This window comes from Rhodoglobus galactosidasius (genome assembly GCF_054957775.1).
This window is the reverse complement of the sequence record NZ_JBQIAV010000004.1, coordinates 163,359-188,264: the sequence shown is the minus strand read 5'-3', so window position 1 is coordinate 188,264 and position 24,906 is coordinate 163,359. Positions and strand designations below refer to the sequence as shown.

27 protein-coding genes and 1 tRNA gene are annotated in these 24,906 nt (G+C 59.7%); 23 read left to right on the top strand and 5 right to left on the bottom strand.

Going from position 1 to position 24,906, the window contains the following annotated elements; translation table 11 throughout:
• The first annotated feature begins 12 nt into the window (after nucleotides 1–12).
• On the top strand, nucleotides 13–597 hold the full coding sequence (locus ACTJJW_RS07000; protein WP_462643415.1) for a TetR/AcrR family transcriptional regulator: 585 nt from the start codon (nucleotides 13–15) through the stop codon (nucleotides 595–597).
• A gap of 127 nt (nucleotides 598–724) precedes the next feature.
• Here ACTJJW_RS07000 and ACTJJW_RS06995 read toward each other — a convergent pair whose 3' ends face one another.
• Nucleotides 725–1,996 carry an ATP-binding protein gene (locus ACTJJW_RS06995; RefSeq protein ID WP_462643414.1) on the bottom strand — a complete coding sequence of 424 codons (1,272 nt, stop codon included), beginning with the start codon at nucleotides 1,994–1,996 and terminating at the stop codon, nucleotides 725–727.
• A 293-nt stretch (nucleotides 1,997–2,289) separates the two neighbouring features.
• On the opposite strand from ACTJJW_RS06995, the gene ACTJJW_RS06990 reads away from it, so the two are divergent.
• From ACTJJW_RS06990 to ACTJJW_RS06955, 8 genes are all read left to right on the top strand, one after another.
• A complete protein-coding gene (locus tag ACTJJW_RS06990; protein WP_462643413.1) occupies nucleotides 2,290–2,697 on the top strand; it encodes a RidA family protein in 408 nt (135 codons plus the stop codon).
• A 266-nt stretch (nucleotides 2,698–2,963) separates the two neighbouring features.
• Nucleotides 2,964–3,194, top strand: coding sequence for a hypothetical protein (locus ACTJJW_RS06985; RefSeq protein WP_462643412.1), 231 nt, complete (start codon nucleotides 2,964–2,966; stop codon nucleotides 3,192–3,194).
• A gap of 207 nt (nucleotides 3,195–3,401) precedes the next feature.
• Entirely contained in the window at nucleotides 3,402–3,671 is a 270-nt protein-coding gene (locus ACTJJW_RS06980) for a CPBP family intramembrane glutamic endopeptidase (RefSeq protein WP_462643411.1), read from the top strand.
• Nucleotides 3,672–3,962: 291 nt separating this feature from the next.
• Nucleotides 3,963–4,985 (top strand): TerC family protein, encoded by a 1,023-nt coding sequence (locus tag ACTJJW_RS06975; RefSeq protein WP_462643410.1) that lies wholly within the window; start codon nucleotides 3,963–3,965, stop codon nucleotides 4,983–4,985.
• Nucleotides 4,986–5,040: 55 nt separating this feature from the next.
• Nucleotides 5,041–5,892, top strand: a complete 852-nt coding sequence (locus ACTJJW_RS06970; protein WP_462643409.1) for an SDR family oxidoreductase — start codon at nucleotides 5,041–5,043, stop codon at nucleotides 5,890–5,892.
• Between the two features lie 420 nt (nucleotides 5,893–6,312).
• Entirely contained in the window at nucleotides 6,313–6,759 is a 447-nt protein-coding gene (locus tag ACTJJW_RS06965; protein WP_462643408.1) for an FAS1-like dehydratase domain-containing protein, read from the top strand.
• Complete coding sequence (locus ACTJJW_RS06960) at nucleotides 6,756–7,160, top strand: MaoC/PaaZ C-terminal domain-containing protein (RefSeq protein ID WP_462643407.1); 405 nt, start codon at nucleotides 6,756–6,758, stop codon at nucleotides 7,158–7,160. The genes ACTJJW_RS06965 and ACTJJW_RS06960 overlap by 4 nt, the downstream gene beginning before the upstream one ends.
• Nucleotides 7,160–8,275: a UDP-N-acetylmuramate dehydrogenase gene (locus tag ACTJJW_RS06955; RefSeq protein ID WP_462643406.1), complete on the top strand. Its 1,116-nt coding sequence runs from the start codon at nucleotides 7,160–7,162 to the stop codon at nucleotides 8,273–8,275. The genes ACTJJW_RS06960 and ACTJJW_RS06955 overlap by 1 nt, the downstream gene beginning before the upstream one ends.
• Before the next feature lie 77 nt (nucleotides 8,276–8,352).
• On the opposite strand, the gene ACTJJW_RS06950 is transcribed toward ACTJJW_RS06955, so the two are convergent.
• The 3 genes from ACTJJW_RS06950 to ACTJJW_RS06940 all read right to left on the bottom strand — a co-directional run bounded on the left by ACTJJW_RS06950 (nucleotide 8,353) and on the right by ACTJJW_RS06940 (nucleotide 11,342).
• Nucleotides 8,353–9,639 (bottom strand): type II toxin-antitoxin system HipA family toxin, encoded by a 1,287-nt coding sequence (locus tag ACTJJW_RS06950; RefSeq protein ID WP_462643405.1) that lies wholly within the window; start codon nucleotides 9,637–9,639, stop codon nucleotides 8,353–8,355.
• A gap of 2 nt (nucleotides 9,640–9,641) precedes the next feature.
• Nucleotides 9,642–9,962, bottom strand: coding sequence for a helix-turn-helix domain-containing protein (locus ACTJJW_RS06945; protein WP_462643404.1), 321 nt, complete (start codon nucleotides 9,960–9,962; stop codon nucleotides 9,642–9,644).
• A 183-nt stretch (nucleotides 9,963–10,145) separates the two neighbouring features.
• Nucleotides 10,146–11,342 (bottom strand): pyridoxal phosphate-dependent aminotransferase, encoded by a 1,197-nt coding sequence (locus ACTJJW_RS06940; protein ID WP_462643403.1) that lies wholly within the window; start codon nucleotides 11,340–11,342, stop codon nucleotides 10,146–10,148.
• Nucleotides 11,343–11,685: 343 nt separating this feature from the next.
• On the opposite strand from ACTJJW_RS06940, the gene ACTJJW_RS06935 reads away from it, so the two are divergent.
• The 7 genes from ACTJJW_RS06935 to ACTJJW_RS06905 all read left to right on the top strand — a co-directional run bounded on the left by ACTJJW_RS06935 (nucleotide 11,686) and on the right by ACTJJW_RS06905 (nucleotide 15,709).
• Nucleotides 11,686–11,758 (top strand) — tRNA-Trp (locus tag ACTJJW_RS06935).
• A gap of 63 nt (nucleotides 11,759–11,821) precedes the next feature.
• Entirely contained in the window at nucleotides 11,822–12,103 is a 282-nt protein-coding gene (gene secE, locus ACTJJW_RS06930; protein WP_462643402.1) for a preprotein translocase subunit SecE, read from the top strand.
• Between the two features lie 71 nt (nucleotides 12,104–12,174).
• Nucleotides 12,175–13,128: a transcription termination/antitermination protein NusG gene (gene nusG / locus ACTJJW_RS06925; protein ID WP_462643401.1), complete on the top strand. Its 954-nt coding sequence runs from the start codon at nucleotides 12,175–12,177 to the stop codon at nucleotides 13,126–13,128.
• Nucleotides 13,129–13,215: 87 nt separating this feature from the next.
• Entirely contained in the window at nucleotides 13,216–13,647 is a 432-nt protein-coding gene (rplK, locus tag ACTJJW_RS06920; protein WP_462643400.1) for a 50S ribosomal protein L11, read from the top strand.
• Nucleotides 13,647–14,336, top strand: coding sequence for a 50S ribosomal protein L1 (gene rplA, locus ACTJJW_RS06915; RefSeq protein ID WP_462643399.1), 690 nt, complete (start codon nucleotides 13,647–13,649; stop codon nucleotides 14,334–14,336). Before rplK ends, rplA begins: the two co-directional genes overlap by 1 nt.
• 66 nt (nucleotides 14,337–14,402) lie before the next feature.
• On the top strand, nucleotides 14,403–14,945 hold the full coding sequence (locus ACTJJW_RS06910) for an N-acetyltransferase family protein (protein ID WP_462643398.1): 543 nt from the start codon (nucleotides 14,403–14,405) through the stop codon (nucleotides 14,943–14,945).
• Nucleotides 14,946–15,040: 95 nt separating this feature from the next.
• Nucleotides 15,041–15,709, top strand: coding sequence for a DUF998 domain-containing protein (locus tag ACTJJW_RS06905; protein ID WP_462643397.1), 669 nt, complete (start codon nucleotides 15,041–15,043; stop codon nucleotides 15,707–15,709).
• Here the strand turns inward: ACTJJW_RS06905 and ACTJJW_RS06900 are convergent, their stop codons facing one another.
• Nucleotides 15,710–16,312 (bottom strand): YqaJ viral recombinase family protein, encoded by a 603-nt coding sequence (locus ACTJJW_RS06900; RefSeq protein ID WP_462643544.1) that lies wholly within the window; start codon nucleotides 16,310–16,312, stop codon nucleotides 15,710–15,712.
• Between the two features lie 222 nt (nucleotides 16,313–16,534).
• On the opposite strand from ACTJJW_RS06900, the gene ACTJJW_RS06895 reads away from it, so the two are divergent.
• From ACTJJW_RS06895 to ACTJJW_RS06865, 7 genes are all read left to right on the top strand, one after another.
• A complete protein-coding gene (locus ACTJJW_RS06895; protein WP_462643396.1) occupies nucleotides 16,535–17,674 on the top strand; it encodes a hypothetical protein in 1,140 nt (379 codons plus the stop codon).
• 6 nt (nucleotides 17,675–17,680) lie between these two features.
• The gene (locus ACTJJW_RS06890) at nucleotides 17,681–19,012 is read left to right on the top strand and encodes an MATE family efflux transporter (protein WP_462643395.1); all 1,332 of its coding nucleotides are present in this window, start codon (nucleotides 17,681–17,683) and stop codon (nucleotides 19,010–19,012) included.
• A gap of 201 nt (nucleotides 19,013–19,213) precedes the next feature.
• On the top strand, nucleotides 19,214–19,966 hold the full coding sequence (locus tag ACTJJW_RS06885) for a response regulator transcription factor (RefSeq protein WP_462643394.1): 753 nt from the start codon (nucleotides 19,214–19,216) through the stop codon (nucleotides 19,964–19,966).
• A 62-nt stretch (nucleotides 19,967–20,028) separates the two neighbouring features.
• The gene (locus ACTJJW_RS06880; RefSeq protein WP_462643393.1) at nucleotides 20,029–21,453 is read left to right on the top strand and encodes a sensor histidine kinase; all 1,425 of its coding nucleotides are present in this window, start codon (nucleotides 20,029–20,031) and stop codon (nucleotides 21,451–21,453) included.
• 358 nt (nucleotides 21,454–21,811) lie between these two features.
• A complete protein-coding gene (rplJ, locus tag ACTJJW_RS06875; RefSeq protein ID WP_343924057.1) occupies nucleotides 21,812–22,327 on the top strand; it encodes a 50S ribosomal protein L10 in 516 nt (171 codons plus the stop codon).
• Between the two features lie 39 nt (nucleotides 22,328–22,366).
• On the top strand, nucleotides 22,367–22,744 hold the full coding sequence (rplL, locus tag ACTJJW_RS06870) for a 50S ribosomal protein L7/L12 (RefSeq protein WP_462643392.1): 378 nt from the start codon (nucleotides 22,367–22,369) through the stop codon (nucleotides 22,742–22,744).
• 193 nt (nucleotides 22,745–22,937) lie between these two features.
• Complete coding sequence (locus tag ACTJJW_RS06865) at nucleotides 22,938–24,791, top strand: ABC transporter ATP-binding protein (protein WP_462643391.1); 1,854 nt, start codon at nucleotides 22,938–22,940, stop codon at nucleotides 24,789–24,791.
• The last annotated feature ends 115 nt before the right edge of the window (nucleotides 24,792–24,906 follow it).

Sequence of the window (24,906 nt, the reverse complement as noted above, 5' to 3'; positions counted from 1 at the left end):
TAATCTAGATGAATGTTGCGACGGATCGACCGCAATCAGCGAAAAGTCGAGTTGGCGGAAGCCGTCTGGCGTGTCATCCGGGAGCGGGGCATCGGCGCGGTCTCGGTTCGTGTCGTCGCCAACGAAGCAGGTGTCGTCGTGGGCTCTCTACGACATCTTTTCCCGAATCGTGCTGGTCTCCTGCAATACTCAGCCGAGCTAATGGTTGAGCGCGCCACCCGACGCATCCTCGCCCTCCCGCGCACCGAGGACCCGATCGGCGACGCGGAACAGATCATCCGGGAACTGCTGCCGTTGTCACCTGAGAGTCGGGCCGAACTTGAGGTCAACATCGCCCTCATCGCGGAAACACCCGCACTGCCCGAACTCGCCGACGTCCGGGATGTCGCCTACGAGAAATTAGGCGAGGCCTGCCGGATGATCGTCGCGCGGGTTCAGGGCGGGCTACGCCCGGACCACGATACGACCGCTCGCCGACTGCACGCAATCATCGACGGCCTCGCCGTGCACCTGCTCATGCAAGCCGCGAATGCCGATTCGTCTTGGGCGACACGAATCATCAGGGAAGAACTCGGGCAAATTTCGGAAGTCTCGTGAGGGAGTAGGCGCCGGTAATCCCGCGACTAGCGAAGCATCGCTCACAGCCACGGTGTCGACGAGAGCGATGACGCGGTATCAGCACTCGGCAGCTACATGGATCCTCTTTCATGACCCTAGGGGGCAGTCAGGCGGTGAGCAATGCGAGCGGGATGACCGCCACCCCATCCTGTCGACGATAGGCGTGGGCGCCCGTGTTAATGACGACGAGGTCGACGATTTGGTTGGGGAGCGACTTCTTCAACCAGAGCAGGTGGCGAACGTCATGGTCGGTGATTGAGGATTTTAGCTTCACTTCAACACCGACAGCCTCTGCGTGTCCTCGGTGGACGATGAAGTCAATCTCGTGCCGCCCATCATGGTCGCGGAAGTGAGATACCTGCGCGTCGTTCGCCTCCGCATAGGTCTTGAGGCTGAGGGCGACGAGTGCTTCGAAGAAATTACCGAGGCGCGTTCGATCCCCGTTGTTCGTCGCGGGTTGGGCGGCGGACATCAGTTTGACCTCGTTGAGGTTGAGCAGGCGTGCGGAGAGCGCAGGGTCGGCGAGAAAGTGCTTCGGCGCGAGGGATGCTCGTGACAGGAGCTTCTGGCTGGGCGACCAAGCATCCACTTGGTCAAGCAGGTAGAGGCTGCTGAGGATGTCACGGTAGGCGATAGAGGTCTTCTTCGTCGGTCCTACGGGTTCACCTGAGTCGAGACTGGCATTGATCTTCGCGAACGTGGTTGCGGATGCGGTGGCCGAGGCGTAACCCCGCAACCAACCTCGCAACAGCTCAGGTTGGCGGATGTGGTGTCCTTGTTCGGTGAAGTCGTGAGTAATGACTCGCTCGATGTAGTCATCCAACCAAACGCGGCGGGCACGATCGCTCATTTGCCGGGGCTGTGGAAATCCCGAGGCGACGATTTCGCGGACGTAGTCGCGCAGTTCGACATCACTGGAACCGTGGATGTCTGTGGTGTTTGCGCTGAGCAGATCGCGGAAGCGAACGGTGGTTATTGCTAAGTTGCGTTCCGCGATGGAGAGAGGCCGCATCCGGAATCTGATGATGCGGCCGTCCCCGGAGTGGATGCGAGCACCAACGGGTGCGGCGCTGCCGGCCAGGATGAATCGCCCAGCCGTCGGATCGCTGTCGACGAGGCGGCGGACACGGTCCCACGCCTCGGGGACATGTTGCCACTCATCGATGAGCACCGGGGTGTCTACTCTGCTCAAGTATTTGGGGTCCGCCTGGACCAACTCCCGCATTTCGAGGAGGTCCAAGTCGAGAATTGTCTTAGCTCGCTGCCTCCCAGTGGCGGTCTTACCGATCGCGCGAGCCCCCTCGATGGAGATTGCAGCGAACGAAGGGAAGAGCTCGTCGATCGAGTCATCGATGAGGCGTCTCTTGTATCCGTCCATTGTTAGGACCCCCACGCACGTTCGTTAGTATACTATTTTGAGCGCTTCTAAGATACCATTTTGAGCTCTTCCAGTCCACTCTTTTTGGCGTCGTGGTTCAACATGGCAAGGGGCGCTATCGATGACGACGACGGGGCGGCGTCAAGACGACATTCGGCAGGCAATTGTCGAGGAGCTCAAGCAGCGCACGATTTCGGCAGCGCCGCACAAATTTCAGTCGTTGGGGCAAGGTCTAACCTGCGGCGCCTAACTCTGCCAAACTTGGCGACGATCCACTTCGAGAGGTGTATTCCATGTCCAGTGTCGTGAATTTGATTCGTTCGCCTGAGCTCTCTTCGCGTGCGCAATACGCGTACGCAGCCAGTGCCCCTGCTGAGGCTCGGTTGGTCTTCCTTGCTGGCTCGTGCCCCCTCACCGCGGGCGGTTCGACGGCCGCACTTGGTGACTATGCCGGACAAGCCCAGGTCTGCATCGACCACATGAAGGTCGCGTTGAAAGCGGCCGGCGCATCTATCACAGACGTCATCAGCACACGGGTGCTCGTGGCATCGTCGAGCCAAGCTGATCTCCGGTCTGCTTGGGATGTGGTGCGCGAAGCCTTTGGCGACCATGATGTGCCGAGCACGCTGTTGGGCGTCACCGCACTCGGATACGATGACCAGCTAGTTGAGGTCGAAGCTGTCGCTGCCGTGCTCGACTAACTCCGCTATATAAGCGCCGGAGAGCCTCCTCATGTGGAGGAAACCGGGCGTTCCGTCGAAGACTCCGGACTTGCGGTCAGCTAGCTCCCAGCCGACGAGAAGTGAAGCCGGTAGAGCGCAGGATGCGGCGCTACGCGATGCTTACGGAACGTCGCGAGCACGAAGTTATGGAAGCTCCGCTTCGCGATCAGCTATGCCGCAGGCAGTCGAGGCAGAGGCATCGTGGCCAGCCAAGCTGGAAACATATATCCGCACCGAGCTGGCCGATGATGTTGGGTGAGGCTGCTGCCGATCTCAGTTATCTCGAAGAACTTCTCAGTGGCGGAGTTCGAGACGGTGCATTCATAGTGGACGACGTAGCGGTTGCCGCCACCACGATCAGCCACGCAATCGATGGCGCCGTGACAACATTTCAACGGGATCCCAGCACCGACTTGATGGCATACTCTCGTGCTTTAGTTCCGTTGCTGCTGTCCGCTGTAGGGGTTCCACGGTGAGCTCAACAGACAAGCTAGCCACGCCGCGTGCGACGATGACCAACCGGCGGCGAGCGCAACACACCGGCAATATTTTGCTGGGGCTGGGCATTGCGTATGCCGCCACATGGCTCCCGAGCGTGGTTCGCGCATTCGGTCTCGACCTCCTGGATAATTGGTCTGGTTCGACCCCAACCCTCCAACACGGGGACTGAGGCGATCACCGCCATGCCGATCGTGGGGGTCGTCGCGCTTATCATCACCGCCGCAGTGACCGAGGAGATTCTCTACCGCGGCTATTCCATCGAGCAACTCACTTCTCTCACTGGGCGACGGTGGATCGGAGTTGCGGTGAGTCTCGCTATCTTCATCCTCCCGCACGTGATCTTCTTCGCCCCGGACTGGCTGATCACCAAGCTCCGGGGGCTCTCGCGGTGTACGCGCTGTATGTGTGGCGGCGAAACCTTTACGCCTGCATGCTCACGCATCTCTTGGTGAATGCACCCATCCTCATCCCCACCATCTTCGGCAGCTAGATCGGGGGGCCACGCAAGGGCTACCGGTCGTCTTCCACCACAAGAAAGACAGGTAACTCAAAACTGCAGGTTGCGTAAATAGCAATTTGCCAGTTTTGTCTTGTAGTCTCATCTTCAACAAGGGGAGTACTCCCGTCTGCGGTCGGCCCGTCAATACGTATGCATAGTTGCATTCCGGGCCGTCGGTTCTGATCTGATCAGAGCGGAGGAGACCTTGGCGCCGTTTCAACGCCAACCCCTTTGGAGTTTTCTCATGCAGATCACACCCCTGATCTGGCTCATCACGATTGCCGTGACGATCGCCTTCTTCGTTTACGAGTTCTACGCTCACGTGCGAAAACCGCACGAGCCCACGATCGGTGAGTCGGCCCGCTGGTCGGCGTTCTACATCGGTCTCGCGCTGCTGTTCGGCGTCGGTGTGGGAACGGTCTCGGGATGGACGTTCGGTGGCGAGTACTTCGCCGGCTATCTCACCGAGAAGGCACTCTCGATCGACAACCTCTTCGTGTTCCTGCTTGTCATGAGTTCGTTCGCGGTGCCGAAGATTTACCAGCAGAAGGTGCTGATGATTGGCATCGTCGTTGCCCTCATCCTGCGGGGTGGCTTCATCGCCGTCGGCGCCGCACTGATCGAGAACCTGTCGTGGATTTTCTATATCTTTGGCGCTCTCCTGCTCTTCTTGGCCTACCGGCAGGCATTTTCCAGCCACGAAACGGACCCGGCCAATAACCGGTTCATGCGTTTCGTGCGCCGCCACTTGGCGGTGACCGACGAATATCACGGAGACAGACTGACCGTGAAGAAGAACGGTAAGCGGTTCGTCACGCCCATGCTGCTCACTATTGTCGCTATCGGTTTCGTTGACCTGATCTTTGCGGTCGACTCCATCCCCGCCATTTACGGGCTCACGAATGAGGCGTACATCGTGTTCACGGCGAATGCCTTCGCGCTGATGGGCCTGCGGCAGCTGTTCTTTCTCATCGGTGGTCTGCTCGAGCGTTTGGTCTACTTGGCGCAAGGTCTCGCGGTAATCCTGGCGTTCATCGGTGTGAAGCTTGTCTTCCACGCCCTGTATGTCAATGAGTTGCCGTTTATCAACGGTGGGCAGCCGCTCCTGTGGGCCCCGGAGATCCCCATCTCGGTCTCTCTGCTCTTTATCTTCGCTACGATTACCGTCGCGACTATCGCGAGCCTGCTTAAGACGCGCGGAAATAGTGCGCATCCCGGAACCCCGACGCCGATCGATCGCGCAAACCAGAATGAACGCTCGAAATGAGCCTGTTCTCCACGCTGACCGGCATCGAGCTACTGCGCGAGCGGAGGAGACTGAAATGACGGTGGTGATCGCCGGTTGTGGTGACCTGGGTACCGAGACCGGGCTGCGTTTCGCCGCGCTGGGCTATCGCGTCATGGGGCTGCGACGCTCAGCAGAGAAGCTCCCCCGCGAAATCGAAGGACAGTCGGTTGATCTGTCCGCGGAAGTACCGACGCTACCGGCCGACACCAGCATCGTGATGATTGCCATGAGCCCGGATGAGCGCAGCGTCGCTGGGTATCGGGCGGCATATGTCGACAGCGTTCGAAGTATGGCGACGGCCATCCAGCGCGATTGCACTGTGCCGCCGCGTGTCTTGTACGTGTCGTCGACGGCGGTCTACGGTGTTGACGACGGCGTCTGGATTGATGAGGCGACTCCGGCTGAACCGGTCGCGCCGACCGCTGTCGTGTTGCGGGAAGCCGAAGAGACGGTGCTCGAACGGCTCCCTGAGGCCACTATTCTGCGTCTGGGAGGCATCTACGGACCCGGACGGACTAGACAGATTGATCGCATACGTGACGGCGGCGAGACGATTTCGCGTGAATCGCGATTTACCAATCTGATCCATCGTGACGATGCAGCGGCGGCCATCGTTCACCTCGTGACCATGCACGATCGGCCTAAGACTATCTACATTGGCGTGGATGATCGCCCCGCTGATCAGCGTGACGTTGTCGAGTTTTTGGCACGCAGCCTCAACGTCCCCGTGCCACCAATTGTCGCCGAATCTGGTATCGCTGAGAGAGGCCGGGGAAAACGGTGCCGCAACACCCGGCTACGCGAATCGGGATTCATATTCGCCTACGCCACCTACCGGGAAGGTTATGCGACCGTGCTGAATGGGGCTGGCGTGCGCCATCCCTAGTCAGGTGGGCGCGCGGTGGGCCTTAACATCCGCGGCGCGCTGTGGCAGCGAACTTCGACACCGATTCGCGGGAATATCAGTGCCCCGGAGTATGTTTTAAAGAAAGTGGGCGACACGCCGAGACACTACATCTTGTGTAATGACATGGGTGTCATTCCCCCTATATAGTGGAAACTCCAACAACCCGTTGGTAAACTTCGAGAAGACTTTAAGGAGGATCGATATGGACAACGACAACGACAATGTTGGCGGATATGCAATTCCCGTCGACCCAATGGATCTTCTGCAGTGCGACAGCTGCCAGTAAAAACTTACTGAGCTCGCACCTCAAGAGATTCCTGAAGCCCCGGCAGACCTCACGGTCACTGGGGCTTCACCCATTAACACGCAGAACCCATAACATTGCCTAAGCTGGTAACCGTGCCAGTGAATAAAGAACTACAAGGCCGGGTCTTCCCGCCAACAACCCCCTACCTCGTCGGGCGAGAAAAAGTGCGCGAATTCTCACGCGCCGTCTTCGCCCAAAGCCCCCTCAACCACGACCCCGAAGCCGCGCGAGCAGCAGGCTACGCCGACGTCGTAGCACCACCAACCTTCGCCGTCGTCATCCAAGAAGCGGGCCTCGCCCTCCTCCTTGCCGCCCCCGACACCGGCATCGACTTCTCCCGCATCGTGCACGGCGAACAAAAGTTCACCTACACGCGGCAGATCGTCGCCGGAGACGAACTCACCGCCATCCTCACCGTCACCAGCATCAAATCACTCGGCGGCAACGACATGATCACCGCAGAAACCGCCATCAGCGACAGCACAGGCAGCCACGTCGTCACCGCAACCTCCGTACTCGTCATGAGAGGCACAGAATGAGCGACCTCGTCGTCGGCCAAGAACTCATCACCGGCCAAGTCACCCTCACCCGCTTCTCCCTCGTGCGCTACGCCGGAGCATCCGGAGACTTTAACCCCATCCACTACCGCGACGACGTAGCAGCATCCGTCGGCCTCCCCGGCGTACTCGCCCACGGCATGCTCACCATGGGCCTCGCCGTGCAACCTGTCATTGACTGGATGGGTGACCGCGGAGACCTTATCGAATACGGCGTGCGCTTCACCCGCCCCGTCGTCGTCGACGGCAACGGCGGAGTCACCGTCTCCGTCACCGCCAAAGTTGGTGCCATTGAAGAAGACGTCACCCGCATTGACCTCACCGTCAGCGCAGCCGACCAAACTGTACTCGGCAAATCCCAAGTAAGGGTCAAGCTCCGCTAATGACCGACACCGTTGCCAGTGACAGCTTGATGCTTGCCGACCTCACCACCATGCGAGTCGGCGGGCCCGCGCACCAATTGCTCCGGCCCACTACCGAAGACGAACTCATTGAGAACGTGCGCGCGGTCTGGAAGCGCGGCGACGAATGGCTGCTCATGGGCGGCGGCTCAAACATGGTCATCAGTGACGAAGGATTCGACGGCACCGTCATCCACATCGCCACCCGCGGCATCCAAGTCCTCTCACAAGACGACACCTCGCTCCGCATTCGCGTGCAAGCAGGAGAGCCCTGGGACCGTCTCGTCAAACGTCTCGTCGCCCGCGGCTGGGCCGGCATCGAAGCGCTCAGCGGCATCCCCGGATCCGTCGGCGCAGCCCCCATCCAGAACATCGGCGCCTACGGTCAAGAAGTTGCCAGCGCACTAGAGGGCATCGACTTTCTCGACTACGACAGCGGCGAACTCGTGCACCTCAGCACCGCCGACCTCAACCTCGGCTACCGCAGCTCCGTCATCAAGAGCGGGCGCGTTGGCCTGGTGGTCGCTGTCTACCTCGCACTCACTGCAACGCCGACCAGCACCGTTCAGTATCAACAGCTCGCCTCAGCTCTCGGCGTGAACATTGGCGACCAAGTGCCTGTGCAACAAGTGCGCGACACCGTCCTCGCCCTGCGCGCATCCAAAGCGATGGTGCTCGACCCCAACGAACCAGACTCCGCAAGCTGCGGATCGTTCTTCACCAACCCGATCGTTCCCGAAAACATTGCACGAGCCCTACCATCGGATGCCCCACGCTGGGTGATCGATGACGAACCAGTCGCCGACGTTGCGGTTCCGCTCGGCGAAGCTCCCGCTCTCCCTCCTGTGCCAAAACAGCGCAAGGTGAAGTTGAGCGCAGCCTGGCTGATCGAACACTCCGGGGTGAAAAAAGGGTTCCGGCTGCCCGGTTCGCGCGCTGCCGTCTCTAGCAAGCACAGCCTCGCGATCGTCAACCGCACAGGAGCAACAGCGGCCGAAGTATCAGAGCTTTCGCGGTACATTGCAGCCCGAGTATTGGGCGAACATGGCATCCGCCTGCAGCCCGAACCCGTCGCAGTCGGTGTCGAGCTGACGTAATTGATGCTGGCTAAGTTCGGGCCGCAGGCAACAGCAACTGACGATTAGAGTTCAATCAACCGATCGGTTGATTGAACTTACGTGCGCAGATTCGTGAAGTCTTTGCCGATACTTTCCATCGCGGATGCTGTGACTTCTGCAGTTGCGGCGAACTCTGTCCACGAATCGAGCGCATCGGCCACATCGGTGATTGCTCGCTTGGCGCTAGGCACGGCGAAACGGTCGGCGACAGCCAAAAGGTCACGTCGTTCGATGTCGCCAAATTTTCCATTCACGCCCATGAGGTGCTGGTTCAGCCAAATGCTCTTAGCGTCGCGCGCGTAGGTGATGTCGTAGGCCGGTGAGAGCTCCCAGTCACCGCCCTCCGAGAGCAGGAACGAGTGATTCTTGGAGTGATCATCGTGGTTGGCTGCGGCGATATTAAACGTCATCCGGCGAAACAGCTCCACCTTCGCGTCTTCACCGAGACCGAGTTCGCGAGCGGCGGTGAATAGCTGTGCGTAGTCGCTGGTCTCGCGAAGGTTGAAGTCGACAGCATTCAGACCGCACAAGGATTGCATATGCACACGGCGGCTTCCTTCTCGGTCGAAACGCTGTGTAAGAAAGTGGCTTCGACCATTCTCAGCCAGAAGCCTTGTCGGGGCCATCGTGATGCCGGCAGCGCGGACCATTAGCGAGTACGCGTACTCGATCCTGGTGTACTGCTGAGACTCACCCAGCTGCTGGTCGGCACCGACTCCGTCAAACTTCAGCAGCCACGCCTCCTCACCGGGTCTAGGCAACGACTGGCCTGGGCGGATCTCATGAGTCGTGTTATTGATGTTTACGATCGCTTTCGCGCGTGCTCCTCCAGCGCTCGTGCCGACCGAGATGATCTGGGAGAGCGTGTCTGCCGCGTCATCGTCGCCAGTGATTGTTCCGGTAATAACAGCACGCGCCGCAGCAATGAGTTCGCCCATATCGAGTGCTGTCGGGGTTGGGGCAGTAGGCCCGCGATCGGGAACAAATTCCACAGCGCCCATTCCGCGCTGACCGAGGTATGCGAGTCGGTCAAGCGGGGTGATCTGTGACCGATCGATACCCTGGGTGGCAAGCCAAGCATCAACGAGACTATTGCCGAACTTGTCGGGTAGTGCGTCGGCGATCATCGGCGGCAATCCGTGGAACGTCTCGTCATTGAGGCGGGGGAACGAGAAGGTAGGTTTCGGGCTGACCATCGGCATGAGCAGTGGGCTCAGCTCGACCCCATTTCGCTTCCACGCTGGATCGTACTGAAAGCTATACCCGTTGCGTGTGCTGCTGATGGCGCCGACGCGGCTGTCCCACGCACGAACTTCCACAACGGTTGTCGGTATATAGGCCACCGTCAGCTCCTCGCTTTCCGGTTGCGACGAGGCGTCACCTTTCGCTTCGCCTCGGCGAGTGCCTCCAGCGGGCTGGGCCCGTCGTCAGGCATGATGCTGTCGAATACATCGAGACGGTCCAGCGCCCGAAGGATCGACAGAACCGTGGCCAAGCGGGTGCCAGATCCTCGTTCGAGGGCTTGGACTGACGAACGGGATAGGTTCGCGCGTTCAGCGAGTTTGGTTTGTCCGTAGCCGGCATCGAGCCTCAACTGGCGGAAAGCGTCACCGAGTTCTTGCTCCCATTCGTGGATAGTGCGCGGGGTGCTTGAAATATCACTCATTATCGCTCTTTCTGCCTATAAAGCTCGGAAAAGCAGTCAGTGAAAGTATAGTGCGCATTCATCCGGTTCACGCTCTGACGCAGGCAGTTCCGAAAGCCGCGACGCCGACGCCACCACGTTCTTCCCTGACGTGGAGGATGCCGTGGTAACGGCATTCGGCACCAAGACGCGAGCAGCAGAGCTCTAGCTGAACAGCTTCTGCAACCGCTGCACGCCTTCGAGCAGTGCGTCGTCGCCGAGGGCGTAGGAGAGGCGCAGGTAGCCGCTTGGCCCGAATGCTTCTCCGGGAATGACGGCCACTTCGGCCTTCTCGAGAATCAAGTCGGCGAGTTCGAGGCTGGTGGTCGGGGTGACTCCGGCCCATTCGCGGTTCAGCAGGCCCGTGACATCCGGGTACACGTAGAACGCGCCCTGAGGTGTCGGGCAGTGCAAGCCGTCAATTTTGTTGAGTTCGGAGACCATCAGCTTGCGACGGCGGTCGAAAGCAAGGCGCATTTCTTCAACGGCATCCTGCGGGCCGGTGAGAGCTTCGATGGCTGCGCGCTGCGAGATGTTGGAGACGTTACTCGTGAGGTGCGACTGCAGGTTTGCTGCGCCCTGCATGGCGTCGACAGGGCCAACCATCCAGCCGAGACGCCAGCCGGTCATTGAGTAGCTCTTGGCTACACCGTTCACCAAAATCGTGGTGTCAGCGAGCGCGGGAACAGCCTCGACGATCGAGACAGCGCGCACTCCGTCATAGACGAGGTTTTGGTAGATGTCATCGCTGATCACCCAAATGCCGTGCTCAAGTGCCCACTCGCCAATTGCCTTGGTCTGCTCGGGTGAGTAGACGGCACCGGTGGGGTTCGACGGCGAAACGAAGAGCAGCACCTTGGTGTTTTCGGTGCGCGCGGCTTCAAGCTGCTCGACCGTGACGAGGTAACCCTGATCAGCACCGGCGAAGACGTCAACCATGGTGCCGCCGGCGAGCTTGATCGCTTCGGGGTAGGTGGTCCAGTACGGGGTGGGAACGATTACTTCGTCGCCATGATCAACGAGAGTCGCGAAGGCTTGGTAGACGGCCTGCTTGCCACCGTTGGTAACAACAACCTGGTTGATTCCGACGTCGAGACTGCTGTCGCGCAGCGTCTTCGCGGCGATTGCTTCCCGCAGTTCTGGCAGGCCGGCTGCTGGTGTGTAGCGGTGGTTCTTGGGGTCGAGCACTGCTCGGGATGCCGCATCCACAATGTTCGCTGGTGTCGGAAAATCGGGTTCACCTGCCGCATAGCTGATGATGGGGCGACCGGCGGCGAGAAGCGACTTAGCTTTCGCGTCCACCTTGAGGGTGGCCGACTCGGCGATAGCGGAAATTCTGGCAGAGAGGCGAGGTGAAGTCACCCGCTAAGTCTAAGGCGTGGAGGGTGGCTGTGCCCAGAGATTTCAGACGCCGCACAGCCTGAACGCACGCACAACGCAGGCGCAACGCACGCACCATGCAGACAAAGAGAAGCGACCGGAGAGGCGAGGATTTTCAGAATCTTCTCAGAAAAGATTTTGATGCAGGATTGTGCGGTCTTGTGCTGATCAATTGCAGCCCAGCCTCGGCGTGCATTTCAGGAGGCCGCTGGATGACGTACACTGGAAGAAGTAGTTGATTACTGCCATGCTTTTGCGCGCCTACTCCTCATTGGTGAAGGTAGATATGCGAAGGTGTGGTGCAAGAGATTTAGGTCTCTTGTAGAGGGTGGTGGCTCAATTGGTAGAGCAGCGGTCTCCAAAACCGCAGGTTGCAGGTTCGAGTCCTGTCCGCCCTGCAAGTCCTGGTCCATGTTTCACGGGCGGGGCCGAGCAAGCCGAAGTATCGGAAGGTAATAAGAGTGGCCAAGAAAGACCTAGACGAGCCCAGCGAGGACGTCGTCGCCAAAGCGAAGAAGGACAGCGAGCAACGTCGTGGACCCTTCGGGCGCATGGCACTCTTCATTCGCCAAGTAATTAACGAGCTCAAGAAGGTCGTAACGCCGACGAAGCGTGAATTGATCAGGTTCACTCTTATTGTTCTTGTTTTCGTCATCATCATGATGGGTATCGTTTCCGGGCTCGACTTTGGGTTCAGCGCATTGGTGAACTTCTTGTTCGGTAACCCTGACTTAGTGGTCTAGGCCTTTTACAAACCGCCCTTCACAAACCGCATCGGCCACGGCCGAACTGCAGAGCAACGAAAAGAGATTTAGTGTCCGAGAACCACCGCGAAGACTCCGAGCTCGCTACGGCAGCAGAGCAGTCCTCCGAGGAGGATGAGGCGCAGACGGGTAACACCCTGGCTGAGGCAGAGCGTTCCGAAGACTCCGCTGAGCACCAGGCAATGCACGTTGAAGACGGCTCGACTGATGTCGATGCCGATCTTGCGGGCCTCCTTGAAGCTCTGGATGCCGCAGCCGACCCCGAAGCAGATGCTGCGGTCGACGGCGCTCTTGACGTTCACAACACGACCGATGCTGATGCATCCGTTGCAGCAACTGACGACGAAGCTGAGGATGACGCTGAAGCTGAGGGTGCCGAAGTTGAGGTTGACCCTTACGCCGAGTTCCGCATGGATCTGCGTCTTCAGCCGGGCAAGTGGTACGTCATCCACTCCTACGCCGGTTTCGAGAAGCGCGTCAAGCACAACATTGAGAACCGCAAGGTATCGATGGCTATGGAAGATTATGTTTTCCAGGTCGAGGTGCCGATGGAAGATGTTGTCGAGATCAAGAACGGCCAGCGCAAGCTCGTCAACCGCGTTCGCATCCCTGGTTACGTTCTGGTTCGCATGGATCTCAACGAAGACAGCTGGTCGGTTGTTCGTCACACGCCAGGAGTTACTGGCTTCGTTGGCAACGCGCACAACCCGGTACCGCTTCGCTTCGAGGAAGCTTTCAACATGCTGAAGAGCCTTGTTGAGATCGTCGAAGCTCCCGCAACTAAAGGCTCGTCCACCAAGGGCAAGACCGCTGCGCGTTCGATTCCTGCCGAGATCGACTTCGAGATCGGCGAGACCATCACCATCAAGGAAGGTTCGTTCGCGGGCCTGCCTGGTTCGATCAGCGAGATCAAGGCGGAGAGCGGAAAGCTCATCGTTCTGGTTTCACTCTTCGAGCGCGAGACCCCGGTCGAGCTCAGCTTCGACCAGGTCACCAAGCTTTAAGGGCTAACGCCCCTAAAAAACCACCGCGCCCTCAGGGGTGCGGGAGAGCTGGCCACACGGGCTAGTTCGTACAGTAAAGGAAACACAATGGCACCGAAAAAGAAGGTTACAGGTCTGATTAAGCTTCAGATCCAAGCCGGCGCCGCTAACCCCGCACCGCCCATCGGGCCTGCGCTGGGACAACACGGCGTTAACATCATGGAGTTCTGCAAGGCGTACAACGCCGCTACCGAGGTACAGCGTGGAAACGTTATCCCGGTAGAGATCACCGTGTACGAGGACCGTTCATTCACGTTCATCCTCAAGACCCCGCCGGCAGCAGAGCTCATCAAGAAGGCTGCTGGAGTTCCCAAGGGATCGGGCACGCCGCACACCGTCAAGGTTGCGCAACTCACAAAAGACCAGGTTCGTACGATCGCCGAGCAGAAGATGGCTGACCTCAACGCCAACGACATCGACGGCGCAATGAAGATCATCGCGGGCACTGCTCGTTCGATGGGAATCACGGTGGAGGCATAATGTCCAAGAATTCCAAGGCATACAAGGCCGCCGTCGACAAGCTTGAAGACGGTAAGTTCTACACGCCCACCGAGGCTGTCGCTGTCGCTCGCGAGACCGGCTCCAAGAAGTTCGACTCGACCATTGAGGTTGCTCTTCGCTTGGGTGTAGACCCTCGCAAGGCTGACCAGATGGTTCGTGGCACCGTTATCCTGCCGCACGGCACGGGTAAGACTGCCCGCGTTATCGTATTCGCAACCGGTCCTGCAGCCGAGGCAGCTCTTGCTGCTGGCGCTGACGAGGTCGGTGGCTCAGAGCTCATCGAGAAGGTTGCCGCTGGTTATACTAGCTTTGATGCAGCCGTCTCGACTCCTGAGCTCATGGGCCAGGTTGGTCGTTTGGGTAAGGTTCTTGGCCCGCGTGGCCTCATGCCTAACCCGAAGACCGGAACGGTTACCCCAGACACCGCTAAGGCAGTTTCTGATATCAAGGGCGGAAAGATCGAATTCCGTGTCGACAAGCACGCCAACGTGCACTTCATTGTTGGCAAGACCGGATTCACCGCTGAGCAGCTCGACGAGAACATCAAGGCAGCGCTCGACGAGATTGTTCGCGCCAAGCCCAGCTCCTCGAAGGGTCGCTACATCAGCAAGGCAACGGTTTCCACGACCTTCGGTCCTGGCATCCCGGTCGACATCAACTCGATCTAATACTGCTTGAATGAACGGGGGTCGGCTGCTGCCGGCCCCCGTTTTCGCATTCCCGAGGAGTTCGTCGTGACCACCACCGTTCGTTCTGCCGTTGCGGCCGATGCTGAGCTCTTGCATGAGCTCGCACGCCAGACGTTTCCGCTTGCGTGCCCTCCAACCACAACTCCAGACGCAGTGGCCGAGTTCATCGCCCAACACCTCTCTGTTGAGTCCTTTCGTGGTTACTTGGGAGACTCAGCCCGCGAGGTTCTGATCGGCGAGGTTGATGACCAGCCCGCAGGGTACTTACTCTTCTGCAGCGACGAACCGAGTGATCCGGATGTCGCTGCCGCTCTCAGTGCGCGCCCGACGGTGGAGCTAAGCAAGTGCTACGTTCTCAGCGACTTCCACGGAGCTGGGGTAGCGCGGGCACTCATCGATCACGGCATCGCGCGCTCGCGCGCTCAGGGATTCGCCGCGATGTGGCTTGGCGTTAATCAGGAGAACGTTCGCGCCAATCGCTTCTACGAGAAGATGGGCTTTCGACTCGCCGGTACAAAGAAGTTTCTGGTGGGGGATCGGTGGGAAGACGACTACGTTCGTGAGTTGCTTCTCGACGAAAGCGTCTAAGACGGTTTCTTTGTGACCGGTGCCTGCGCTACTGTCGTGCTCTACAATTGTGGAATGCTCGCATCGCTGACCTCTCGCCCGCGAGTGTTCAGGCTATGACTGCAGTCACCCCGCCTCGTGTCGCCCTCGACGCGCTTGAGGGCTACGCGGCAGTTGTTGGCAGCATCGCTGTCGGCGTCGCACTCGTTCTTATTTGGGCGTCGCGTCTCACTATTCCTCGTGAGATCTACGTCAGCGAACTCGGCGCTGAGGGGGAACCAACTGCTGCGGCGTTCGAGACCGCCCTGCTGCTGATCGTCGCAGGAGGCACCGCCGTCGCGTGGGCTGCACGCCGTGTTCGAGCGTGGCCGCCGTTGCTTTCATTCGGCTCACCAGCGCTGTCGCTCTGGTTGGGTTGCGGATTTTTTCTTCTCGCCTCACAAGTGACCTGCACCTCGGGGTGCCCGCTGCCCTACGGCCCGAGCTTCACCTGGCAAGACTTCACTCACACGCTCGCCGCAGTGCTCGCGTTCGCTGCCGCCTGCTGGGCGATGATCCAAACCTCATTCGCGCGAGAGCATCGTGGTCTCGCTCGCCTGTCGCTGGTCACTGCCATCGCTGTTGCGGTGATCGCCGGCACCGGCGGCCTCTTTTCGCTCTTCCGCATTCAGGTCGTGCTCGGGAGCAGGCTCGAATTTGTGGCAACCACAATCGCCATCGCTTGGCTCATGATGCTCGGCACCGTGATTGCCACACGCAAACTAGGGCGCGCGCGAGTCAGCTAGTTACGGCGCACGCATAAGGTCGAGCAGCCGATCGGCAAGCCCGACAAGAGCATGAATCTGGTCTTCGTCCCGCTCGACCCACAGGCACTTCGGCTCGGCGTGCACGGGGACGAAGCCGTCGTGCTGCTCCCAGACCACCAGAGTGCGATCCGCTCCCAAGACATACTGCTGCCACCAGACCTGACGCAGATACGAACGCGGGATGCTGCGCCACGCTTTGTGCGTCGTCTTGATCTCTGACAACACAACCACGCCATCGATCACAGCGACACCATCGGGTGTTGCCAGATGCAGCGGCTGATCATGCGCGTGATAAAGCGCAGAACTTGAACGGATGCCGTGCTGCGCAAGCACCCAACGTGCAATCTGCGGTTCCCGCAGGCGGCCGTGATCGGTGAAGGCGTTGCCTGTGAAACCGGAGCCGAGAAGCTTGGTCTCCACCACACCACGCAACGATTGTTCGGTGGCTAGGCGGGCGGCATCCGTGGCAGTCACACCCTGACTTCGCGCACGAAGCCAGGCAACCCGATCTTCAGCATGGGCGACGACGCGGTCATGGTGATTGGGCGCAACCGGCTCCCACAGATCGAGTTCCGGTTGCATAGTCACACCCCATTGTCTCGCGTACCTGTGACGTTGGTGTGTCCACCGCGCAGAAACTCCGATGCACAGCCGCTAGGTGGGGTCTTCGCACGCGTCACGTCATCCGATGTGGGTCGGTACTGGCAGACTAGGCGCATGCTAGCTCGCCACACTGATAATGCATCACCTTCGAGACTCCGTCGACGCTGGTCCGTTATCGCAGCGGCGGCGCTATTTGCGATCGTGACGTTCGTTCCTGCGGCAGGTGCGGCGGCATCCGTTGGGTCAATCCCGCCAGACGTCACCGAGTTTGCACAGGCAGACAATGGCCTCATCACTGAGCTTGAAGAGTACTTTGGTGTGGATCAGCGCGGTGATGGTCTTGATTTTTCTGACGGCATTGAGCTGGGCGAGATCGATCGAATCTTCCTCTGGTCAGAGGCGTATCACTCGGGTCAGACCACCGATACCCCAGTGCAGTACGTGAACCGTTGGAAGGTCCCAGTTCTGATTGGCGAAGAGCCCGTCGGCATCGCGATGATCGGAATCGACCCAGCCACGGTCGAACCAGAAATGATCGACTTCATCCGCAGTCCGGGTACGACCCTCGCGCTCGACAGCATCGACGAAGACGCAACCCTCGTGCATGAGCCCGAGACGCAGGCGTGGTTCAGCCTCAGCGACGGCGTAATTGTTCCACTCGTCCGCGGAGACAGTGGAATCTCAGGAGAAATCACCCTAGCCCAGTACCAACGGCTGCTTTCGGGCCGCGTGGTCACGATCGTTGACCCGACGCCACAACCCGATCAGGGCTCCGTGCAATCGGTCGTGCTCATCGTCACGACCGTGGTTGTTTTGCTTCTTGCGCTACTCATTCCCACGATTATTGGGCAAGTGCGTGAACGACGCGAGCGCCAGGCCGAAGGCGGGGCTGCGGCTGAGGGTGCCACTGAGACTGAGACTGAGAATGAAGGCAACGCGGCTGTCGCAGATGTCGCGGCAGAGAGCACGGAGTCGGATGCACACCCGACTACGGATACCGATGCAGCTCAGGATGCTCCTGTTGTAGCTAGTTCAACGGCGGTCAGAACAAAGACTGCCACTACAAAGACGGCCACGACCAAGGCAGCGCCTGCAAAGAAGGCGCCTGCAAAGAAGGCGCCTGCGAAGAAACCCGCAACAAAGGCTGCACCCGCAAAGACTGCGTCCGCAAAGGCCGCGGGTGCGAAGCCCGCTGCACCAACGACTGCCCCTAAGAAACCCGTTGCTAAGAAGCCCGCAGCCCAAAAGCCGGCCGCCAAGAAGCCTCCCGCCAAAAAGCCTGCTCCTGCGAAGCCTGCTGCGTCAGAGCCGCCAACCGCGACAGAGTCGTCGGCAGACTAGCTAGCAGTGAGCTTGTTGCACTCGCCGCTTGACCGCGACATCCGGCGGCTTGCCGTACCGGCGCTTGGCGCTCTCGTTGCGGAGCCCATCTTTCTCCTCACTGACACCGCCCTCGTTGGCCATCTGGGCAGCGCACAGTTGGGCGGGCTCAGCGTCGCCAGCGCTGTGCTACAAACCGCGGTCGGCCTGCTCATCTTTCTCGCCTACTCCACGACACCGACTGTCGCGCGCTGGCTGGGTGTCGGCAATCGTGCACGAGCGGTTGCGGCAGGTGTCGACGGGGTGTGGCTCGCGATCGCCCTAGGAGTGCTGCTCGTCGTCATTGGTATTCCGGCGACGCCGTGGTTGATCAGTTTGTTTGGGCCGGATGCCAGCATCATCGAATACGCCAACCAGTACTTGGCAATTTCCATCCTTGGTCTACCGGCAATGCTCATCACCTTTGCGGCATCCGGACTTCTGCGTGGCCTTCAAGACACTCGAACCCCACTCATCGTTGCGGTGGCCGGATTCGTCTCCAACGCCCTGCTCAATGTGCTGTTCATTTACGGATTCGGCTGGGGCCTTGCTGGGTCAGCCATCGGCACCGTGGTGGCGAGTTGGGGAATGGCCATTGCGTACATCGTGATGCTCGTCGTCATCGCGCGCCGCGAGAGCGCGAGAGTGCGGCCACACCTGGGCGGGATGCTCGTCGCCGGCCATGCGGGGGCGTGGCTGCTGCTGCGCACCGCCTCGTTGCGGGCAGCGATGCTCGCAACAATTGCGGTGGCAACCGGGTTCGGGGTGCCCGAGCTTGCGACAGTGCAGATCGCGCTCACCATCTTCGCCACTCTCGCGTTTGTGCTCGATGCCCTCGCCATTGCCGGCCAAGCGATGATCGGCAAAGAGCTCGGTGCGAGCGATGTTCCACGAGCGCGGGCCATCACTCGGCGGCTCATCGAGCTTGGACTGGGCAGCGGGGTAGTCCTCGGGCTCGTGGTTCTGGCGATGGCGCCGTGGGTCGGCTTTGTGTTCAGCTCCGACCCGCACGTTCGCACAGGACTAGCCGCGCTTCTTCCGGTGCTGGCCCTCGGCATCCCTATAGCCGGGTTTGTGTTCGTGCTCGATGGGGTGCTGATCGGTGCGGGGGATGCCCGCTACCTTGCGCTCACCGGGCTCATTAACCTAGCCGTCTACCTGCCATTGCTCTGGTGGGTCGAGGCTGCCGATCTCACCGCAGTGCCAGCGCTGGTCTCGCTGTGGTTCGCGTTCGGCCTGGGATACATCGGTGCGCGTGCGGTGACCCTTGGCTTGCGTGCGCGAGGCGACCGCTGGCTCGTAACAGGGGCGACGCGGTAACACTCACCCGCGCCGCCCACTAGCGAGACCTCGCTTGCGCGAAGGTTCCGTCGGGTGGTCAAGGTAAATGTAGGAACCGCGTCTATCAGGTCGCTATGGTCAACCTGAGAACCAGCTTTGAGCGCGGGAATAGCCTCCCGTGACGAGACCAGGCTGTGCGTACACAGAAATTTCATAGGAAACTCCGAATAACTAGAGATCATGAACCAGTCCCGTCACCTTCCGGCAGTCCAAGCGCAACCGCGTTTGAGCCGAGCCGACGGCACCGCCATCCGCGCAGTAGTTGTCGACGACGAAGATTCGCTCACAGACCTTCTGTCTATGGCGCTACGTTATGAAGGATGGGATGTTCGGCTCGCCCCTGACGGGCACCAAGCCCTCACCACGATCCGAGAGTTTCGCCCCGACGTGATTGTTCTGGACATCATGATGCCGGGCCTGGATGGGCTTTCGGTACTCACTCGGTTGCGTGCTGACGGTATCGAGACACCCATTCTCTTTCTCACGGCCAAGGATGCTGTCGAAGACCGAGTCGCTGGCCTCACGGTCGGCGGCGATGACTATGTCACCAAGCCGTTCAGCCTGGAAGAACTCGTTGCGCGACTGCGCGCACTGTTGCGCCGTTCAGCACTCACTATTGCCGGCGATGCTGATCCCGTGATCGAAGTCGGCGACCTCTCTCTAGACGAGAGCACCTACGAAGTGAGTCGCGCAGGCACCAAGGTCGAGCTCACCGCAACCGAGTTTGAGCTACTGCGCTATCTGATGCGCAACCCGCGACGTGTGCTCAGCCGGGCACAGATTCTCGACAGGGTGTGGAGCTACGACTTTGGTGGACGAGCCAGCGTCGTTGAGATCTATATCTCCTACCTTCGCAAGAAGATTGATGTTTTAGGCCCTCCCATGATCCAAACCGTGCGTGGTGTCGGGTACATGTTGCGGGCTGCCGAGTGATACGACCACGAGAAGTAAAGGCACCGGGATCGGGCCGCAAACTTAGCCTGCGCAATCGGCTAGTGCTGGGCAGTGCTGCACTCATCGCGCTCGCCGCCGTGCTGATCGGTGTCGTCAGCGTGCTCGCGCTTCAAGGCTTTCTTGTCGACCGCCTCGACGTTCAACTGATCTCTGCTTCGAGTCGTTCGCAGGGGGCGCTTGATGGACGCCCAGGAGGGGCGAACCAGACTCCGCCACACGCAGGTGACTTTCTTGCACTGCCGGGGCAACGGGAAGGCACCATTGCCGGATTGGTCGCCTCCGATGGAACAATCACCGCAGGCGTCTTGGGCAACAGGGGGTCATCGGCCCCGTTAGCCGAAGCTCAACTCGATGTGCTGGCGAAACTCAGCCACACCGATGAACCCACCACCGTGAATCTCGGAGGTGATCTTGGTGACTATCGAGCGATCGTCTCAAGCACTCCGATCGCCGGAGCGGCGCTCATCGTCGCACTACCCCTCGCCGATGTTCGCGAGACCGTGCTGCGGCTCACCTTCTTGGTTGCGGGTATTGGCCTGTTCGCCGTACTGATCGCAGCTATCGTCGGTGCGGTCGCTATGCGGTTCGCACTACGTCCCCTTGAGCGCGTCGCAGGCACCGCAACCCGTGTCACCGAGCTCCAACTTGATCGCGGAGCCGTGGCTCTTGCCGAACGAGTGTCTCTCGATGACGCCGACCCACGCACCGAAGTTGGGCAAGTGGGTGCCGCGCTCAACCGACTGCTTGAGCATGTGGCATCCGCACTGAGTTCGCGTGAGGCCAGTGAGAACAAGGTGCGCACGTTCGTTGCGGACGCAAGTCACGAGTTGCGCACCCCGCTTGCGTCGATTCGGGGTTACGCCGAACTTACTCGCCGGGGTGGGCACGAAATTCCTGATGATGTTGCCCACGCAATTGGACGCATCGAAGCCGAATCCGTACGAATGACGGGGCTCGTGGAGAGCCTGCTACTTTTGGCACGGCTCGACGAAGCTGCTGCCGTTGAGCACGAGTCGGTCGATCTCTCACGTCTCATGATCGACGCTGTGGGTGACGCGCATGCCGCCAGCCCCGACCACGTCTGGGAGTTGGAGATTCCGGATGACGCGGTGTTGATCAGTGGAGACCGACTACGACTGCACCAAGTCGTCGCCAATCTGCTCGCCAACGCGCGTATGCATACCCCTGCGGGCACTACGGTTACTGCATCCTTGATGCGGGAGGGCGAGCAAGCGATAATCGAGATTCGCGATACCGGCCCCGGTATCGCTCCAGAATTGCAGCCAACCGTGTTCGAACGGTTTGTGCGTGGGGACAGTTCGCGTTCGAGGGCGGCCGGGAGCACAGGACTGGGCCTAGCGATCGTCGCTGCAGTGATGGCCGCTCACGGTGGAGAGACCAAAGTTTCCAGTACGCCAGGCAATACCGTGTTCCGCATTGAATTGCCTGGCGGCATTGTTCTCTAGCGGGCAACTGTCCCACTACGGCGCGGACGTCGTGTGTAGAAACGTCAAGCCCAAGCCCAAGCCCAAGCCCAACTCCGCACCCGCATGAATTTGCAGCAACGGTGGCGATACCGTAGTCTTACCGAAGCCAAAGACCGCCGGTCGTTTGCATGCGCGAAAGTGTGTGCGATCGAAGTTCGTGAAAACGAAGGCCAGCGCAGGTGTGTGAAGTAGATTTTCGACCAGATCTGGTCGCAACTCAGCTCCGTGCCTCTGCGTTTATGCAGTAGGGCCGGAGCTTTTTCTTTTGCCAGCCCGGCTATTTCTGACAGTTTCGTGCGGTTCTGAGGCAGACACACATCAACCAGTAGGGAGCACCATGGCGAACAAGGAAGCATCGGTCGCCGAGATGACGGAACTTTTCCGCAACTCGACCGCCGTTCTGCTAACCGAGTATCGCGGACTCACTGTTGCCCAGCTCAAGGAGCTGCGCAAGTCAATCAGTGAGCACGCAACATACGCCGTGGTGAAGAACACGCTGACAAAGATTGCAGCAAATGCCGCAGGAATCTCGTCATTCGACGAGGAACTTGTTGGCCCATCTGCAATCGCATTCGTACACGGTGACCCAGTCACCGTTGCGAAGGCTATGCGTGACTTTGCCAAGGCAAACCCTCTTCTCGTGGTGAAGGGTGGTTACTTTGACGGTAACGCGCTCACTGCAGCAGAGGTCACCAAGCTGGCCGATCTGGAAAGCCGGGAGGTGCTCCTTGCGAAGTTTGCTGGAGCAGCCAAGGCTTCACTGTTCGGCGCCGCGTATCTGTTCAACGCACCGCTCGCTCAGGCCGTTCGCACGGTCGACGCGCTGCGCGAGAAGCAGGATTCCGCGCAGTAACGCGCGGGTTAATTAGCTTAAGAAATATAGGAGAAAATCATGGCGAAATTGTCAAGCGACGACCTCATTGAGGCCTTCAAAGAACTGACCCTCATCGAGCTCAACGACTTCGTTAAGAAGTTCGAAGAGGTCTTCGAAGTTACCGCTGCTGCTCCGGTTGCTGCGGCAGCTGCTGCACCCGCTGCCGCTGAAGAAGTTGAAGAGAAGGACTCATTCGACGTCGTTCTCGAGTCAGCTGGCGAGAAGAAGATCCAGGTTATCAAGGAGGTGCGCACCCTCACGAGCCTCGGTCTCGGCGAGGCGAAGGCAGTCGTTGATGGCGCTCCCAGCGTTGTGCTCGAGGGTGCAAACAAGGAAGCTGCGGAGAAGGCAAAGGCTGCTCTTGAAGAAGCCGGCGCAACCGTAACCCTTAAGTAGTCGAATCCTTTAGTTAGGATCGCGCCTCATTAGAGGCATGCTTAGCCAGTAAGGCGTCACCCCTCCGGGTGGCGCCTTACTGCGTTAACAGGCAGCAGAAGGAGACCATTGGGGGCTTATAGGCCAAAACGTGCGGATGTGGACTGCGCCCCGATTGGTCGTTAACAGGGTTTCCGCAAACTAGTCTCGAACTATGAGCACAGTTGGTGGCCACAGACGCGGTGGCAGGGTCAGTGGCGGTGACTATTCGGCCCAAAAGGCAGAGAACGCATCAGCGCCCAAGATCCCGCACCTGCTCCGCCGGATCGCCCAACTCTTTGAGCCACATCGCGCTGCGCTGAGTCTCACGATCACGCTCGTACTCATCGGAGCAGCAATTAGTGTGGTCCCGCCACTGCTCACTAAGCGAGCGTTTGATGAAGGCCTGTTTCCTCCGGGCGGCGACCCCAACATCCCGATCCTCCTGCAGCTCGTCAGCATCATGGTCGGGTTGTGGATTGCGTCCGCCGCGCTCGGTGTCTGGCAGACCTATCTCACGGCAACCGTTGGCAACAAGGTGATGGGCGCACTGCGTGTGCGCCTGTTCGACCAACTGCAGCGCATGGAACTCGCGTTCTTCACGCGAACCAAGACCGGGGTCATCCAGTCACGACTCCAGAATGACGTCGGTGGTGTTGCTGGCGTGCTGAACAACACCGTCTCGAGTGTCATCGGAAACACCGTGACAGTCATCGCCGCCTTCATCAGCATGCTTGTACTCAGTTGGCAGCTCACCATCGTTGCAGTGATCGTGCTGCCCGGCATCGTGATCGCCCAGCGCCGCGTCGGTCAGGTTCGTGCGCGGATCGCCACTAAGACCCAAGAGTCGCTGAGCAACATGACGGCGATCACCCAAGAGTCACTCAGCGTCTCGGGCATCCTGCTGTCGAAGAGTTTCAACCAGCAAACAGTCGAGACCGAACGCTACTCGCAAGAAAATGATCTGCAGGTTGGTCTGCAGGTTCGTCAACAGATGAGCGGGCAGTGGTTCTTTGCCACCGTCAACATCTTCTTGTCGATCATTCCCGCCATCGTCTACGTTGTCGCCGCGTATCTCATCACGGGAGGCGTAGACGTGACCGCAGGAACGATCGTGGCCTTCACCACGGTGCAGGCGCGATTGATGTTCCCGCTGCTTGGGCTCATGCGGGTTGCGCTCGACCTGCAAACGTCATCCGCACTCTTCGCCCGCATCTTTGAGTACCTCGATCTCAAGCCAGCCATCACAGACAAGCCTGACGCCCGAGCGGTCCGCACGGATGCATTGGGAGCGGTTGCATTCGACAACGTGACCTTCCGGTACCCGGATGCCAACGCATCCACCAAGGCAACGCTCCAGTCGGTGAGCTTCTCGATCGAGCCGGGCCAATATGCGGCCTTCGTCGGGCCGTCAGGTGCCGGCAAGACTACGGTCTCGTACCTGATTCCTCGGCTGCATGAGGCCAGCGATGGACGCGTGCTGTTTGCGGGGGATGACGTACGCGATGTGACGCAGGACTCCCTGATTCAGAACATTGGCATCGTTAGCCAAGAAACGTACCTATTTCACGCGACGATCGCCGAGAACCTTTCCTACGCCCGCCCCGACGCGACTGTTGAGCAGCTGGAGGCGGCCGCTCGCGGTGCGAACATTCACAACACGATCATGTCGTTCCCGGAGGGTTACGCGACGATTGTAGGGGAGCGGGGCTACCGCCTCTCAGGTGGCGAGAAGCAGAGAATTGCCATTGCTCGCGTGCTGCTTAAGGACCCAAGCGTGCTCATCCTCGATGAAGCGACGAGCGCACTGGATTCCATCTCGGAACGCACGGTGCAGGGCGCGCTCGACACCGCATCCCGAGGCCGAACAACGATTGCTGTAGCGCACCGACTGTCGACCGTGCGCTCGGCTGACGTGATCTTTGTTGTTGACGCTGGCGAGATTGTGGAGCGAGGAACGCACTCCGAATTGATCGCAGGCGGCGGGGTTTACTCGCGGCTGTACGCGGAGCAAAACCGTACCGACTAGAGAAGAGGTCGGAGCCCACTTTTCGGCGGGTCATGGTTGGCGCTTAAGCGGGCGTAGGCTGGGTTAGCCCTCGGGGTTGCGGGCAATCTCATTGTGCCGCGCCCTCTCCGGGTAT

Bases quoted from the DNA above. Each gene is read 5' to 3' on its own strand.
- rplJ (WP_343924057.1), top strand. From the start codon at position 21,812: ATGGCGAACAAGGAAGCATCGGTCGCCGAGATGACGGAACTTTTCCGC.
- ACTJJW_RS06955 (WP_462643406.1), top strand. From the start codon at position 7,160: ATGACCGACACCGTTGCCAGTGACAGCTTGATGCTTGCCGACCTCACC.
- ACTJJW_RS06960 (WP_462643407.1), top strand. From the start codon at position 6,756: ATGAGCGACCTCGTCGTCGGCCAAGAACTCATCACCGGCCAAGTCACC.
- ACTJJW_RS06985 (WP_462643412.1), top strand. From the start codon at position 2,964: ATGATGTTGGGTGAGGCTGCTGCCGATCTCAGTTATCTCGAAGAACTT.
- ACTJJW_RS06905 (WP_462643397.1), top strand. From the start codon at position 15,041: ATGACTGCAGTCACCCCGCCTCGTGTCGCCCTCGACGCGCTTGAGGGC.
- rplA (WP_462643399.1), top strand. From the start codon at position 13,647: ATGTCCAAGAATTCCAAGGCATACAAGGCCGCCGTCGACAAGCTTGAA.
- ACTJJW_RS06990 (WP_462643413.1), top strand. From the start codon at position 2,290: ATGTCCAGTGTCGTGAATTTGATTCGTTCGCCTGAGCTCTCTTCGCGT.
- ACTJJW_RS06945 (WP_462643404.1), bottom strand. From the start codon at position 9,962: ATGAGTGATATTTCAAGCACCCCGCGCACTATCCACGAATGGGAGCAA.
- ACTJJW_RS06900 (WP_462643544.1), bottom strand. From the start codon at position 16,312: ATGCAACCGGAACTCGATCTGTGGGAGCCGGTTGCGCCCAATCACCAT.
- ACTJJW_RS06980 (WP_462643411.1), top strand. From the start codon at position 3,402: ATGCCGATCGTGGGGGTCGTCGCGCTTATCATCACCGCCGCAGTGACC.
- ACTJJW_RS06885 (WP_462643394.1), top strand. From the start codon at position 19,214: ATGAACCAGTCCCGTCACCTTCCGGCAGTCCAAGCGCAACCGCGTTTG.
- ACTJJW_RS06865 (WP_462643391.1), top strand. From the start codon at position 22,938: ATGAGCACAGTTGGTGGCCACAGACGCGGTGGCAGGGTCAGTGGCGGT.
- ACTJJW_RS06970 (WP_462643409.1), top strand. From the start codon at position 5,041: ATGACGGTGGTGATCGCCGGTTGTGGTGACCTGGGTACCGAGACCGGG.
- ACTJJW_RS06975 (WP_462643410.1), top strand. From the start codon at position 3,963: ATGCAGATCACACCCCTGATCTGGCTCATCACGATTGCCGTGACGATC.
- ACTJJW_RS07000 (WP_462643415.1), top strand. From the start codon at position 13: ATGTTGCGACGGATCGACCGCAATCAGCGAAAAGTCGAGTTGGCGGAA.
- rplL (WP_462643392.1), top strand. From the start codon at position 22,367: ATGGCGAAATTGTCAAGCGACGACCTCATTGAGGCCTTCAAAGAACTG.
- ACTJJW_RS06995 (WP_462643414.1), bottom strand. From the start codon at position 1,996: ATGGACGGATACAAGAGACGCCTCATCGATGACTCGATCGACGAGCTC.
- rplK (WP_462643400.1), top strand. From the start codon at position 13,216: ATGGCACCGAAAAAGAAGGTTACAGGTCTGATTAAGCTTCAGATCCAA.